The organism is Alteriqipengyuania sp. (genome assembly GCF_964222115.1).
GTDB lineage: Bacteria > Pseudomonadota > Alphaproteobacteria > Sphingomonadales > Sphingomonadaceae > Alteriqipengyuania.
In genome coordinates this window covers 1-13,892 of the sequence record NZ_CAXQBM010000016.1, presented here as the reverse complement: position 1 = coordinate 13,892, position 13,892 = coordinate 1, and the positions used below count along the sequence as shown (strand labels likewise).

Below are 13,892 nucleotides of genomic sequence, written 5' to 3'. Positions count from 1 at the left end.
CGGTCCGCCGCGCTACGCCAGTCCTGCTGGGGATTTGCCAACGCGGGTTCTCCCCAGCCACCACGCGGCGATTGTGGGGAGGGCGAAGCCGATTGCCGCCATGAAAGCGAGTTCGGGTGTGACCTCTTCGGGCTGTGCGCCAAACCAGTTTATCCCCTGCAGGACAAGCAGCACCGCGGCCAGTGTGAGCGCGGGCAAGCCAGGGCCACACGTTCGGGCCAGGAAGAATGCCAACGCGCCGAATGTCAGGCCGAGCTCCAGCGGCATTTCAATCGCGGGATATCTCCACAGTCCCAGACCGAGTTTTGGCGGATCGCCCGCGATTGTCAGGTCGGGTGCATGGACCAGCAGATCGAGAAACCAGTGCGACAGAACCACCGCTCCACTCAGCGCCGCCGCCAGCCGGTCACGCGTTGCCAGCCAGACCAACAGCGCGAAGCCCGCCGCGAAAGCCGCGCTCCCCAACAGGCTGTGGGTATAGGGCATGTGGTAGAGGTCCATCGGGTTCATCGCGGTGATGCCCGGCGAGAGCCGCATATGCTCGATCCCCAGTTGCACGAACGCGAAGAACGCCCAGTCGACCAGCTGCGCGGCGATGAACATCAGTCCGAGCCGCGGCTTTTCCGGTGTGAGCGCCGCAGCCACGAAAGCTGGTGCAAAATGCCCGATAAACATGTGCGTACCTCCCACCGTGCAGCACTGCACTGCTTGACCCGCCACCGGCACCCCGTCAATGCTCGCGGGCGATGGCAGAAGATGGGCAGATCATTTCCGAATTGAGTTTCGAGGAAGCGCTGAAGGCGCTCCAGCAAGTCGTGCGTCAGTTGGAAGACGGTGACGTACCGCTCGACCAGTCGATCACGCTGTACGAACGCGGAGAGAAACTGCGCGCGCATTGCCAGGCCAGGCTCGATGCGGCGCAGGCGCGGATCGAGGCGATCGTGCTGGACGCAGGTGGCAAGCCGACAGGTACGAAGTCCTTCGACGGGCCGGAATGACGCGAGCGCCCGAGATGGATTTCGAGGATACCCAGGGCGCGCGGCTCAAGATGGCACTGGCCACGATCCGCACGGATATTGATGCTGCTTTCGACGAACTCCTGCCTGTGCCCGACGATACGCGCGCGCAGCTGGTCGAAGCGATGCGGCATGCCGCCATCGGCGGGGGCAAGCGGGTTCGCCCGCTGTTGCTGGTCGCCACCGCGACCATGCTCAACGTCTCGCGTGAGGCTGCGATACTGGCAGGCGCGGCGGTCGAGTCGATCCATGTCTATTCGCTGATCCACGACGATCTGCCGTGCATGGACGATGACGATATGCGGCGCGGCAGGCCCACGGTGCACAAGGCGTTCGACGAAGCAACCGCCGTGCTGGCGGGCGATGCGCTGCATGCGCTCGCGTTCGAAATCCTCACGTTCGAGGGCGTCAGCGCCGATCCCTTCGTGCAGGCCGAACTCACCCGGTGCCTCGCGCTGGCGAGCGGAATGGGCGGTATGGCTGGGGGGCAGGCGATGGACATGGCCGCCGACAGTGCGACCTACGATCTCCATACGATCACCCGCCTGCAACAGTTGAAGACCGGCGCTTTGCTGACCGCGAGTGTAGAGATGGGCGCGATCCTGGCCCGTGTGCCACCCAGTTCGCGCGTGCCGCTGCTCAGCTATGCGCGCGATATCGGGCTGGCGTTCCAGATCGCGGACGACCTGCTCGACCATGAGGGGGATGAGCACAAGGCGGGCAAGGCGCTGCGCAAGGACGAAGACCAAGGCAAGCAGACCTTCGTCTCGCTGATGGGGGCCGATGCGGCACGTAGCCAGGCCAAGGCGCTGGTCGAGCAGGCATGCGGGCATCTGTCGCAATATGGCGAGGACGCAGGCGTACTGTGCGATCTCGCGCGCTATATCGTGGAGAGGGACAGGTGAAGCTTGGATCGCCGCCGGGATATCTCGGCTGCATCGTGGCGCCTGGCTTGATCCTTCTCTCACTGTGGGTCGCACACGGAGCCTGGTCATTGTGGTCTTGGTACAAATTGACGGACCCGCAGCATCAGGTCTCGTTGCTCAATAATGATGTCGATCGGTTTTCATGCGACGATCTGCGCGTGACTCGCCGCGTCAAGCCCTACCATAATGGCGACCCGTGGGGTGCGTTCTTGGTGATGAGCGATGAATGCCGGAGCGATTTGCGCCAGCGCGCGCGAAGGTCGGTTGTTTTGGAGGAAGCTGGTGACTGCTTCTTCAGAGATAGTAGGTTCGCATCTATCGAGCTGTGTTTCGCGGATGAGGGTGTTTATTACGGTGGATACAGAGTGAAATGAGCAAACGTATAGGCATCTACCCCGGCACGTTCGATCCGATCACGCTTGGCCATGCGGACATCATCCGCCGCGCCGCGCGACTGGTCGACACGCTGATCATCGGGGTCACCACCAACCCGTCCAAGAACCCCATGTTCGACACCGACGAGCGGCTCGCGATGGTGAAGCGCGAGGTGAGGGCGATGAACCTCGGCAATGTCGAGGTGATCGGGTTCAACGCGCTGCTGATGAAATTCGCTCGCGCGCAGGGCGCCAGCGTGATCGTGCGGGGCCTGCGCGCGGTCGCGGATTTCGAATACGAATACCAGATGGCCGGGATGAACCAGCAGCTCGACGACGAGATAGAGACGGTGTTCCTGATGGCCGACGTTTCGTTGCAGCCCATCGCATCCAAACTGGTCAAGGAAATCGCCCTCTATGGAGGCGATATCAGCGCCTTTGTCAGCCCCTCGGTGCGAGAGGATGTGGCCGAGCGGATCAACACGATCGGCGTGAAGGGCGACTACTAGGGCCCGAAATCGTTCATTGCGCCGACAGCGCGCGGTGAGTATCGCGCAGCAATCCCCGAAATTTACGTTCGTGAGAATTATGCTCAAGACCATCCTTTCCGCCGCTGCCCTTGCTGCGATCGCCGCCGCCCCCGCGATGGCGCAGGAGGAACCGCAGGAAGCCGCGACCAAAGTCTCGCGCCCCAGCGCTGCGTTCGCGCGCCTGAACTACAGCCTGCAGGAAGATCGGGAGAACATCCTGCTGCTCGACCTGTCGAACGGGCAGCGCGTTGCGATCCGCCTGATGCCGGACTGGGCGCCCAATCATGTGGAGCGGGTCAAGACGCTGGCGCGGCAGGGCTTCTATGACGGGGTGATCTTCCACCGCGTGATCGAAGGCTTCATGGCGCAGACGGGCGATCCCACCGGCACGGGGCAGGGTGGTTCGCAGCTCCCCGATATCGAGGAAGAATTCAACCCGATGCCGCATGTCCGCGGTACGGTGTCGATGGCCCGCGCGGAGAGCGAAGACAGCGCGAACAGCCAGTTCTTCATCGTCTTCTATCCGCGCTTCAGCCTCGACAAGAGGTACACGAATTTCGGCCGGGTGATCGAAGGCATGGATGCGGTGGACGCGATTGCGCGCGGTGAGCCGCCCCGCAATCCCACCCGGATCGTGCAGGCATCGATCGCCGCGGATAATCGCCCTGCGCCCAGCCCGTCGCAGATCGCAGCGAGCCCACGGCCTGCCATCACGGCAGCTGACCTCAGCGCTCCGATCGAGGAGTGACCTGACCGGGCATACGCGCTAGCGGGCTCGCGATGCGCGTAGACCTTTTCGATTTCGAGTTGCCGCAAGAACGGATCGCCCTGCGACCCGTAAGCCCTCGCGATTCGGCGAAGATGCTGGTCGTCGATGGCGACCGGCCCTTTGCCGATCGCCATGTGCACGATCTGCCTGCCCTCCTGCGCGAGGGCGACATCCTTGTCTTCAACGATACCCGTGTCATCCCAGCGCAGCTGGAAGGCGAGCGTATCCGGGAGGGCGCGAGTGGCGCGGCCATCGGCGCCACCTTGCACAAGCGGATCGATGCGCGCCGCTGGCAGGCTTTCGTGCGCAATGCCAAGCGCTTGCGGTTGGGTGACCGGATTGTCTTTCCCGCAGGCGTTTCAGCAATTGCCGAAGCCCGCCTGGAAGATGGCAGCTGGACGCTGGCCTTCGAAGGCGATGAGCCGGTCGAATCCCTGCTGGCGAGGGCCGGAGCCATGCCGCTTCCCCCCTATATTGCAGGCAAGCGCGCTGCGGACGAACGTGATGCGCTGGATTACCAGACTTTGTTTGCGGACAAGCCGGGAGCTGTCGCGGCCCCCACCGCCGCGCTGCACTTCACGCCGGAATTGATGGCGCGACTTGGCGGGGCGGGGATCGCCACCGAAACCCTTACTCTCCATGTCGGGGCGGGCACTTTCCTGCCGGTGAAGGCAGACGATACGTCCGAGCACAAGATGCACGCCGAGTGGGGCGAGATCGCGCCCGATGCTGCCGAACGGCTCAATGCCGCGCGGGCCGAGGGGCGCAGGGTCATCGCGGTAGGCACGACCAGCCTGCGCCTGCTGGAAAGCGCGGCGGGCGAGGACGGCACGATCCAGCCATTCTCGGGTGACACCGACATCTTCATTACCCCCGGCTATCGCTTCCGCGCTGTCGATGGCCTGATGACCAATTTCCACCTGCCCAAATCGACATTAATGATGCTTGTCAGCGCCTTGATGGGCCGCGAGCGAATGATGGAAGTCTACGCGCACGCGATTGCCGGTGAATACCGGTTCTATTCCTATGGCGATTCCTCGCTATTATTGCCCGCATCATGACCGAGCGAGAGCTTCCCATCCATCACCGCGCAAGCGATCCCGGCGGCCGGGTGTGGAGTTTCGGCAATGTGACCTGGGTTCATTGCCCCGAATGCGACCAGGCGGCTAAAAGTACCGGTGCCAGCGTTTCTTGCGCGCATTGCGGCTATACGACCGTGCCCAACCTGAAGCCCTACAGCGACAAATGGGCCTACCCGGCGTCGAGCGATCCCCTGTGCAGCCATTGCCGCAAGCCGCTCGACAGGCGGGAGCGCCCGACCGCACGAGAAAGCGATGGCAAGCTGTTCGTTCGCATTCGGTGCGAACATTGCGGGGAGACGGAAGACTACCCCGCATTGCCTGGCTCACCCCCTTCGGGCGGTCGGTCTTACCGTCTGCTGCACCGTTACCTCGAGACGCAGGTGGCGGGTGAGACGCTGTGGGTCAACAACCTCGTCCATCTGGAGGCGCTGGAGGACTGGCTCGGTGCAAAGGTACGCGAACGGCCGGCAGATCGCGGGCTGACCATGATGGCGCGTCTGCCGCGCTGGATGAAGGCATCTACCAATCGCCCCAAGGTGTTACGTGGACTGGCCCAGTTGCGTGAACTGGCGGAGAAATCCGGCATCGATGAATAGTCGGGCAATGCGGGCCCCCATCCACTTGTAAAACTTTTCGACCGCGCCAAATTGCGCGCCATGTCCGAACCGATCCTGGAGCTGTCCGGCCTCACGAAGGTCTTTCCCGGCGGGCTAAAAGCGCTCGACAATGTCGATCTCACCATCAAGCGGGGCGAGATCTTTGCGCTCCTCGGCCCCAATGGAGCGGGCAAGACCACGCTGATCGGGGCGGTGTGCGGGCTGGTAAGGCCAACGGCGGGCACCATCCGCGCTTTCGGGCACGATCTGGCATCCGATTGGCGCGCGGCGAGGGCGCGGATCGGTCTCGTCCCGCAGGAACTCAGCACCGACATGTTCGAGCCTGTGAAACAGGCGGTTGCCTATTCGCGCGGGCTGTTTGGCCTGCCGCCGGATGACGCCCGGATCGAGGAAATCCTGCGCAGCCTGAGCCTGTGGGACAAGCGCGACACGCGAATCATGGCGCTGTCGGGCGGGATGAAGCGCCGCGTACTGATCGCCAAGGCTTTGGCGCACGAGCCCGACCTGCTGTTCCTCGACGAGCCGACCGCAGGTGTCGACGTGGAACTGCGCAAGGGCATGTGGCAACAGATCGACGCGATGCGCGCGCGCGGTGTCACGGTGATCCTGACCACGCATTATATCGAAGAGGCCGAGGAAATGGCTGACCGGGTCGGCATCATCCGCGGCGGCAAGATCCTGATGGTGGATGAGAAGGCCGCGATGATGGCCCGCCTCGGACGGACCGAGGCCTATCTTACGCTGGCCGAACCGCTCACCGCCTTGCCCGCCGATCTCGCCCGTTTCCCGGTCGAACTGCACGAGGATGGCATCACCCTATGCTATCGCGGGGGCGACGGGACGGGCAAGGGCCGGGCAGAGGTTGCGGAATTGACCAAGGCGCTGCTCGCCGCCGGGATCGACTATGTCGGGCTCGACGTGCGCGAGAGCAGCCTGGAAGACATTTTCGTCTCGCTGCTTGGCGAAGAGGGTGAGGAAACACCCCCGGAAGAGGTGCCTGCGGCATGAGTTTCAACGCGCGCTCCGCCTGGTCCATCTACCAGCGCGAATTGTGGCGCTTCCTGCGCACGGCATTCCAGTCCGTGCTGGCACCGGTGCTCACCACTACGCTCTACTTCATCGTTTTCGGATCGGCGATTGGCGGGGAAATGCCGGAGATCGGCGGCGTGGCCTACGCCCAGTTCATTATCCCCGGCCTGCTGATGCTCTCGCTGCTGGGCGAGACGACCAGCAATTCCAGCTTCGGCATCTATATGCCGCGCTTCACGGGTACGATCTACGAACTGCTGAGCGCGCCGGTGGGCGTTGCCGAAACGCTGATCGGGTTTGTGGGTGCGGCTGCGACCAAGAGCCTGATCCTTGCCACCATCATCCTGCTGACCGCGCGCATCTTCGTGCCTTACGAGATCGCGCACCCGTTCCTGGCGCTGATCTTCATCATCCTAGTGGCTTCGGCATTTTCGCTGTTCGGATTCATCCTGGGCATCTGGGCCGACAGTTTCGAAAAGCTGGGCATCATCCCCTTGCTGTTCCTCACTCCGCTCACTTTCCTGGGCGGCACATTCTATTCGATCGAAATGCTGCCGAGCCCGTGGAGCACGATCACGCTGGCCAATCCGATCTTCTACCTGGTCAGCGGGTTGCGGTGGACTTTCTACGGCACTGCCGACATTTCCATCTGGGTTTCGCTGGGCATTACGCTGGCATTCCTGGCCGTGTGCATCGCGGTGATCGCCTACATTTTCCGTACAGGGTGGCGATTGCGCAGCTAAGACGCTAAATCGCGTGACATGCTGAAACCCGCACTTGTTATCGCTACCATCGGCATGCTTGCCACTCCTGCCATCGCGCAGGTCCCGCCCGATGTGCAGGCGATGATCGACGCGGCGATTGCCAAGGGCGATCCCAAGAAGGTCGAAACGATCATCGAGCTGGCGAAGGAAACCCAGCCCGACAGCGCAGCCGAGATCGAGGAGATTGCGGCTGCATGGCGCGCCGAGCAGGCGGAGGCAAAGCGTCTTGCCGCAGAAGAAAAGGTCGAAACGATCCGGCAGGCGGGCATGTTCGACCTGTGGAGCGGGGAAGGGCAGATCGGCGCCTTCGTTTCCACCGGCAACAGCGAGGATATGGGCCTTTCCGCCTCGCTCAAGCTCAAGCGGCAGGGAATCGACTGGAGCCATGCCTTGCGCGTTTCCGCCGATTACCAGCGCTCCAACGGGCTCACCAGCCGCGAACAATTCCTCGCCGCTTACGAGCCGCGCTACCAGATCGGTCAAAACCTGTTCGCTTACGGGCTAGCGCAATACGAGCGCGACCGGTTCCAGGGATTCGATCACCGCTACGCCGTGTCCGGCGGCGTCGGCTACAAGCTGATCGACAGCAAGGCCGCCACGCTATCGGTCAAGGCGGGCCCTGCCTATCGCGTGACCGAACGCGTCAATGGCGACAGTATCAAGCGGTTTGCAGCTCTGTTCGGCGCGGATTTCGACTGGCGGATTGCCGAGCGCATCACCTTCACGCAGGATGCCAATGCGGTGACCGAAACGGGCAGTGAGGTGCTGATCCTGGTCGATGGTGCCAACACCACGATCAACCTGTTGAGCGGGATCGACTTCAAGATCAGCGACCGGCTTCGCTCGCGCCTGTCCTACCAGCTGGAGCATGACAGCAATCCCGGGCCGAATGCGGAACACACCGATACGCAGACCCGGTTTACCCTCGTCTACGGCTTCTGATCGTCAGTCGGCCTCGCACACGCGGAACGGCACCTTGTCGCTCTGCGCGCTGCCGAGCTCCAGGAACAGCGCCATCACCCGCGCCAGGTTTTCGGGCGGGAGCGGGGCCAGTTCGGCGAGCAGGCGATCGGCAATCCGGCACCGCTCCGCATCGAAGCCCTGCGCGATCATGGCAGCCGCCGCCGGTGCCAGCGCCGCCTTGGCCACGCTCTCGAACGGACAATCGACCGGGATGTTCGGCCCCGCAAACCGTTGCGCGGCCTTGCGCGCGCGGGGCCACGCCTTGTCTGCCTGCGGAGTGAGCTTCCTTTGCAGCGCTGTGGACCGCGTGCCCAGAAATGCGTTGGCAGGCAGGCTCCGCGCACATCGCATTTCGAGCGCGCCGATCAGGTCGGGCATGGCGTAAGCGACCAGCGCTTCGTTTTCGTTCGGTGAGATGCACGGGCGGGCCTGCGTCTGCGCGGCGGCAGTGGTGCAGGTGGCCAGCAGGCAGGTGGCGGCGGCAAGCTTGCGGATCATTCGGCGGTTTCCATGCGTGTTCGGGCCAGCATGATTGGCGCAGCGGCAGTGAGCATTTCGTGAATGAGAGTGCATCGACAGCCTTGGGCCTCTGCCCTAGCGAGGGGGCGATGAGCACCCGTTTCGATTTCTCGATCTCCGCCCGCAGCGACCTCGCGCGCACCGGCACGATACGCATGCAGCGCGGCGACATCCGCACACCGGCTTTCATGCCGGTCGGCACGGCAGCGACTGTGAAGGGCATGAAGCCGGAGGATGTGCGTGCGGCGGGTGCGGACATTATCCTGGGCAACACCTATCACCTGATGCTTCGTCCCGGCGCTGAGCGCATGGCGAAGCTGGGCGGCTTGCATCGCTTCATGAACTGGGATCGCCCGATCCTGACCGATAGCGGCGGCTACCAGGTGATGAGACTGTCCGACCTCAACAAGCTGACCGAAGAAGGCGTGGAATTTCGCAGCCATCTCGATGGCAGCAAGCACATGCTGACACCCGAACGCAGTATGGAGATCCAGCGCCTGCTGGGCAGCGATATCGTGATGGCGTTCGACGAGTGCCCGCGCGCCGACCGTCCGCTGGCGGAAATCGAAGCGAGCATGGAAATGTCGATGCGCTGGGCGAAGCGCAGCCGCGATGCCTTCGATGCAGGGGGCGAACATGCGCAGCGTGCGGCGCTGTTCGGCATCCAGCAGGGCGCGCTCGATAAGAACCTGCGCCAGCGATCTGCCGATGCCTTGCGGGAGATCGGCTTCGATGGCTACGCGATAGGCGGGCTGGCCGTGGGCGAGGGGCAGGAGGCGATGTTCGCCACGCTGGACTTCGCGCCCTCGCAACTGCCCGAGGATGCGCCGCGATACCTGATGGGCGTGGGCAAGCCCGACGATCTGGTCGGCGCGGTGGAGCGGGGTGTCGACATGTTCGACTGCGTGCTGCCGACCCGCTCGGGCCGCAACGGGCAGGCCTTTACCTGGAACGGGCCGCTCAACCTGCGCAATGCGCGCTTTGCCGAGGATGAGGGCCCGCTCGACCCGGCCTGCGACAACTACGTGTGCCGCAATTACAGCCGCGCCTACCTGCACCACCTGGTCAAGTCGGGCGAGATGTTGGGCGCGATGCTGCTGACCGAGCACAATATCTGTTTCTACCAGCAGCTGATGGCCGCGATGCGCGATGCGATTAGCGAGGATCGTTTCGCCGACTTTGCACGCGCGTTTCGCAGTGCCTATCTCAAGCCGCGATGACCATGCACTTTGCAGAGCAGGACCGGCAGCAGCGGATCACGCTGCTCGTAATCCTCGGACTCGGATCCCTGATGCTGTGGCACACGCCGTTCGGCGCATTGCTGCTGTATCCGTTCACGATCCTGACCACGTGGTTTCACGAGCTGGGCCACGGGATCGCCGCGATCCTGATGGGCGAACGGTTCGTGCAGCTGGAAATCTATCCCGATGGGTCCGGCGTCGCATTGTCGGAAGTGTCTGCCGATCGAAGCATGCTGCAGGATGCGATCATTGCTGCCGGAGGGCCGATCGGTCCGGCGCTGGCAGGGGCGGCCCTGATCGCCTCATCGCGCACGCTCAAGGGCACGCGCATCGCGCTGGCGGTGCTGGGCGTTATCCTGGTGGCGACGACGGCGATCTGGGTGCGCAGCCTGACCGGATGGCTGGTGCTGCCCGTGATGGGGCTGGCAATCCTGGCCATCGCCCGCAATGCCAACCCCGATCAGCAGAGGTTCGCGATCCAGCTGCTTGGCGTACAGGCGATCATCAGCGTGTGGTCGCAGTCCGGATACCTGTTCAGCCGTGGCGGGGTGCTGGGCGGATTGCCGCAGGTCTCCGACACGGAAGCGATCGCACAGGCCTTGCTGCTGCCTTACTGGTTCTGGGCCATTGTGCTGAGCGCCATCAATATCGCGCTGCTCTGGTGGAGCCTGCGTTACGCGTTTCGCCGCTAATCCGGTCTGGCCCGGTCCGACCCTTCACGTTCGCCAATTTCCAGCACCGTTCCGCGGTAAGGGGTGAAGGTACCCGTCGGGTCGAGAAACCCCGCGCCGATGGCGTTTGCGTGAGCCTGTGCTTCGCTCAGCGTGCGGTACCATTTGCCGCGCCGCCCGGATGTGTGAAATCGATATTGCAGCATGGCAAGATGCGAATGCCGGAGCCGGGCTCACGTTCCACGCAAGATGCTGAATTCGCATTCAATTCGTCGCAAAACGACGCGGACAACGAAAAAGGGCGGCCCCGCAGGACCGCCCTCTTGATATTCCGTTGCCGGACCGATCAGCGCGAATAGAATTCGACGATCAGGTTCGGTTCCATGGTGACGGGGTAGGGCACTTCGTCGAGCTTCGGCACGCGGGTGAAGGTCACCTTGTCGGTGCCGTCGGGCGCGACGTAATCGGGGATTTCACGCTCGGGCAGGCTCTGCGCTTCGATGACCAGCGCCATGTCCTTCGCCTTGGCGCCCAGGCCGATCACATCGCCCACCACCACGCGGCGGCTCGGGATGTTGCACTTGCCGCCGTTGACGGTGATGTGGCCGTGGTTGACCAGCTGGCGCGCGGCGAAGATCGTCGGCGCGAACTTGGCGCGATAGACGACCATGTCCAGCCGCTGTTCCAGCAGGCCGATCAGGTTCTGACCGGTGTCGCCCTTCATCGAGGCGGCATCCTTGTAGGTGCGCTTGAACTGCTTCTCGGTCACGTCGCCGTAGTAGCCCTTCAGCTTCTGCTTGGCGCGCAGCTGCAGGCCGAAGTCGGACATCTTGCCCTTGCGCCGCTGGCCGTGCTGGCCGGGGCCGTAGGAACGCTTGTTGACCGGCGAGTTCGGGCGACCCCAGATGTTTTCGCCCATCCGGCGATCGAGCTTGTACTTGGCGCTCTTGCGCTTCGACATAATACTTACCTTCAATTTGCTGGACTGCGCCAATCGCAGCCATTCAACCCGGCATCGCACCGGCAGGCCGAAACACCTGCCGCGGCCACCGCTTCACCGGGATGCGGGGCCAATTTCGTGAGGCTTTGTATGAAAGCTCGCGAAGCGAAGCGCGGCACATAGCAACAATATTGCGCCGGTCAAGGTCTCGACAGTTTCGCGCGGGCAGGGCAGAGGCACTGGCGATGAGCGAGACCGTGAGAGCCCCCGAACACTGCGAAACAATGGCCGATGTGCGCGCGGGAGTCGACGCGCTCGACCGGCAACTGATGCAGCTGATCGCCGTGCGCTTCGGCTATATGCGCGCCGCCGCCCGCATCAAGCCGGAGCGTGGGCACGTTCGCGACGAGGATCGCAAGGCGCAGGTGATCGCCAATGTGCGCGAAGACGCACGGCGCGAAGATATTCCGGAAGAAGCGCTGGCCGAGATCTGGGACGCCCTCGTCGAAGCGTCCATCGCCTATGAAATGGTCGAGTGGGAACGCTTGCGCTCCTGAACCTTACGCGACCTGCTGCGCTCTGTCCGGTTGGGCGATCTCGCGTTCGGCTAGCATGTCGTAATGCCGACCTATTCCGAACTTGCGCCATTTGGTGAACCCCGCATTGCGAAGGGTCGTGCGAACTTCCTCCGCATCCGACCAGCGCTCGTCCATTTCGTAGAACAGCGCCATGATGCGGCCCGCATGGGTGGACTTGAGCAATTGGCGGATCGCGACCGGTTCGTAGCCTTCGATATCGATCTTCACGAATAGCGGCAGGTTGGCAGGCAGGTGAGGATCCAGTTCTGCGATCGAGAACAGCCTGATCGTTTGCGTCGCACCGCCGAAATGCGTGCCCTCGCGCAGGCTGGCCGCACCGCTATGTTCGGGCTTCAGCGCGATTTCCGCGCTGCCGGGATGGTCGGCGACCGCAGCGTTGATCGCGTCCGCGCGTTCTTCCAGCCCGTTGAGCGCAAGGTTGGCCTGCAGCTTTGCATAGGTCGCGGGTACCGGCTCCATCGCGACGATCTTTCGGCAATTCGGATTGCGCGCGGCTACCAGCGAGAACAGCCCCTGGTTCGCCCCGATATCGAGGAATGCAAAAGGTTCGTCGATCGCGGCGAGCACGCCCGGAAGATAGTCCCCGTAGGTCGCGTAATGACAATAGGCGAAGGTCCGGTCCGACCAGTGCGGCCACATCGGCACGCCATAGCTTCCCGTTATCGGGTCCCGGATATCGCCCGATCGCAGGGCGCGCCGCCTATGAATGTGACGCATCGCGCGGGCGCGGGCCACGCGCAGATGCCGAAACACCAGAAAATCAAGCAGCACGATTTACCCCTTGCGCTCGGTTTGATCGAGCATCCTGTCCCTTTCGAGCGATGATAGAACCCCGCGCAGCGTACGCAACTCCAGATGGTTCCATCCCGGCTTGGTCAAGACACCGCGCAAGGTCCGGCGGGTCGCTTCGGCGCGTGCTTCGGGAAGGAAATAACCTTTGGGTTCGAGCATCCGCTCAAGATGCGCGATCAGTCCGTCGAGTTCCTCTTGCGAGCCTGCGGGAAGAAGGTCTTCCTTCGGAGGCTGCGCCAGCGATTGCCGCTTGGACCATTCGTAGGCGCACAGGATCACGGCCTGCGCGAGGTTGAGCGATCCGAAATCGGGATCGATTGGCACAGTCAGGATACTGCGGGCCAACGCGACATCCTCGGTTTCGAGGCCGGAACGCTCCGGCCCGAAGAGGATCGCGGATTTACCGGGATCCCCGTGGATCGAATCGGCGGCCTCTTCGGGCGTAAGGACCGGCTTGGTCACGCCGCGCTTGCGCACGGTCGTGGCATAAACATGCGCGCAGTCGGCCACCGCTTCGGCAGTGCTTTCGAACACTTTCGCTGTGTCGAGGATAAAGTCCGCACCCGCAGCGGCAGGGCCGGCCGAGGGGTTCGGCCAGCCATCGCGCGGGGTGACCAAGCGCATCTCGTGCAGGCCGAAATTGGCCATCGCACGCGCCGCCTTGCCGATATTCTCGCCCAGTTGCGGCCGGACGAGCACGATTGCAGGTGGTGGTGTCAGCGCTTGATCCGCGTGTAAAGCATGGCTCCGGCGCCGACCGCGAGGCCGAGCGGCCAGGCTACGCCCACCACCAGCGCCCCGACGGTACCGGCGGCGGCACCCGCAAGCACGGGCTTGGTCGAGGGATGCGCCATGCCATCCTTCAGCATTCCCGAAAGCTCGCTGCGGGCATCATCGACCCAATCCTGCCCGTTGCCTGGCCCATTATCAGGATCACGTTCGCTCATCTGACTACCTCCCCGGATAGACCGGAAACGCGCCGCACAATTCGCCAACCTCGGCGCGCACCGATTGCTCGATCTGCGCATCGCCTTCCGGCCCGTTCTTGGCAAGCCCTTCG

General features: G+C 63.4%; 18 protein-coding genes. 12 read left to right on the top strand and 6 right to left on the bottom strand.

The features are described from left to right. Positions 1–12 precede the first annotated feature (12 nt). Positions 13–675, bottom strand: coding sequence for a hypothetical protein (locus ACEQXE_RS02825; RefSeq protein ID WP_370177388.1), 663 nt, complete (start codon positions 673–675; stop codon positions 13–15). A 71-nt stretch (positions 676–746) separates the two neighbouring features. Here ACEQXE_RS02825 and ACEQXE_RS02820 point away from each other — a divergent pair, with 71 nt between their 5' ends. The 9 genes from ACEQXE_RS02820 (at position 747) to ACEQXE_RS02780 (ending at position 8,049) form a co-directional block, all read left to right on the top strand. Then, positions 747–998 carry an exodeoxyribonuclease VII small subunit gene (locus ACEQXE_RS02820; protein ID WP_370177387.1) on the top strand — a complete coding sequence of 84 codons (252 nt, stop codon included), beginning with the start codon at positions 747–749 and terminating at the stop codon, positions 996–998. Then, positions 995–1,921: a polyprenyl synthetase family protein gene (locus ACEQXE_RS02815; protein ID WP_370177386.1), complete on the top strand. Its 927-nt coding sequence runs from the start codon at positions 995–997 to the stop codon at positions 1,919–1,921. Before ACEQXE_RS02820 ends, ACEQXE_RS02815 begins: the two co-directional genes overlap by 4 nt. 391 nt (positions 1,922–2,312) lie before the next feature. Beyond that, positions 2,313–2,825, top strand: coding sequence for a pantetheine-phosphate adenylyltransferase (gene coaD / locus ACEQXE_RS02810; protein ID WP_370177385.1), 513 nt, complete (start codon positions 2,313–2,315; stop codon positions 2,823–2,825). A gap of 79 nt (positions 2,826–2,904) precedes the next feature. Further along, the gene (locus ACEQXE_RS02805) at positions 2,905–3,594 is read left to right on the top strand and encodes a peptidylprolyl isomerase (RefSeq protein ID WP_370177384.1); all 690 of its coding nucleotides are present in this window, start codon (positions 2,905–2,907) and stop codon (positions 3,592–3,594) included. Between the two features lie 32 nt (positions 3,595–3,626). Beyond that, complete coding sequence (gene queA, locus ACEQXE_RS02800) at positions 3,627–4,676, top strand: tRNA preQ1(34) S-adenosylmethionine ribosyltransferase-isomerase QueA (protein ID WP_370177383.1); 1,050 nt, start codon at positions 3,627–3,629, stop codon at positions 4,674–4,676. Continuing rightward, positions 4,673–5,293 carry a hypothetical protein gene (locus ACEQXE_RS02795; RefSeq protein WP_370177382.1) on the top strand — a complete coding sequence of 207 codons (621 nt, stop codon included), beginning with the start codon at positions 4,673–4,675 and terminating at the stop codon, positions 5,291–5,293. Before queA ends, ACEQXE_RS02795 begins: the two co-directional genes overlap by 4 nt. A 60-nt stretch (positions 5,294–5,353) precedes the next feature. After that, positions 5,354–6,322 carry an ABC transporter ATP-binding protein gene (locus ACEQXE_RS02790; RefSeq protein ID WP_370177380.1) on the top strand — a complete coding sequence of 323 codons (969 nt, stop codon included), beginning with the start codon at positions 5,354–5,356 and terminating at the stop codon, positions 6,320–6,322. Then, entirely contained in the window at positions 6,319–7,086 is a 768-nt protein-coding gene (locus tag ACEQXE_RS02785) for an ABC transporter permease (RefSeq protein WP_370177379.1), read from the top strand. Before ACEQXE_RS02790 ends, ACEQXE_RS02785 begins: the two co-directional genes overlap by 4 nt. A gap of 18 nt (positions 7,087–7,104) precedes the next feature. Continuing rightward, positions 7,105–8,049, top strand: a complete 945-nt coding sequence (locus tag ACEQXE_RS02780; RefSeq protein ID WP_370177377.1) for a YdiY family protein — start codon at positions 7,105–7,107, stop codon at positions 8,047–8,049. A 3-nt stretch (positions 8,050–8,052) separates the two neighbouring features. Here the strand turns inward: ACEQXE_RS02780 and ACEQXE_RS02775 are convergent, their stop codons facing one another. Then, positions 8,053–8,568 (bottom strand): hypothetical protein, encoded by a 516-nt coding sequence (locus ACEQXE_RS02775; protein ID WP_370177376.1) that lies wholly within the window; start codon positions 8,566–8,568, stop codon positions 8,053–8,055. 110 nt (positions 8,569–8,678) lie between these two features. Here ACEQXE_RS02775 and tgt point away from each other — a divergent pair, with 110 nt between their 5' ends. Further along, positions 8,679–9,809, top strand: a complete 1,131-nt coding sequence (tgt, locus tag ACEQXE_RS02770; RefSeq protein WP_370177374.1) for a tRNA guanosine(34) transglycosylase Tgt — start codon at positions 8,679–8,681, stop codon at positions 9,807–9,809. Then, positions 9,806–10,522, top strand: a complete 717-nt coding sequence (locus ACEQXE_RS02765) for a M50 family metallopeptidase (RefSeq protein ID WP_370177373.1) — start codon at positions 9,806–9,808, stop codon at positions 10,520–10,522. Before tgt ends, ACEQXE_RS02765 begins: the two co-directional genes overlap by 4 nt. A gap of 325 nt (positions 10,523–10,847) precedes the next feature. Here the strand turns inward: ACEQXE_RS02765 and rpsD are convergent, their stop codons facing one another. Beyond that, the gene (gene rpsD, locus ACEQXE_RS02760) at positions 10,848–11,462 is read right to left on the bottom strand and encodes a 30S ribosomal protein S4 (RefSeq protein WP_370177372.1); all 615 of its coding nucleotides are present in this window, start codon (positions 11,460–11,462) and stop codon (positions 10,848–10,850) included. 224 nt (positions 11,463–11,686) lie between these two features. On the opposite strand from rpsD, the gene ACEQXE_RS02755 reads away from it, so the two are divergent. Continuing rightward, on the top strand, positions 11,687–11,998 hold the full coding sequence (locus ACEQXE_RS02755; protein WP_370177371.1) for a chorismate mutase: 312 nt from the start codon (positions 11,687–11,689) through the stop codon (positions 11,996–11,998). 3 nt (positions 11,999–12,001) lie between these two features. Here ACEQXE_RS02755 and ACEQXE_RS02750 read toward each other — a convergent pair whose 3' ends face one another. The 3 genes from ACEQXE_RS02750 to ACEQXE_RS02740 are packed head-to-tail and all read right to left on the bottom strand — an operon-like array spanning position 12,002 to position 13,779. Then, complete coding sequence (locus ACEQXE_RS02750) at positions 12,002–12,811, bottom strand: FkbM family methyltransferase (RefSeq protein WP_370177370.1); 810 nt, start codon at positions 12,809–12,811, stop codon at positions 12,002–12,004. A gap of 3 nt (positions 12,812–12,814) precedes the next feature. After that, positions 12,815–13,531, bottom strand: coding sequence for an RNA methyltransferase (locus ACEQXE_RS02745; protein ID WP_370177369.1), 717 nt, complete (start codon positions 13,529–13,531; stop codon positions 12,815–12,817). Between the two features lie 17 nt (positions 13,532–13,548). Beyond that, the gene (locus ACEQXE_RS02740; RefSeq protein ID WP_370177368.1) at positions 13,549–13,779 is read right to left on the bottom strand and encodes a hypothetical protein; all 231 of its coding nucleotides are present in this window, start codon (positions 13,777–13,779) and stop codon (positions 13,549–13,551) included. Between the last annotated feature and the right edge of the window lie 113 nt (positions 13,780–13,892).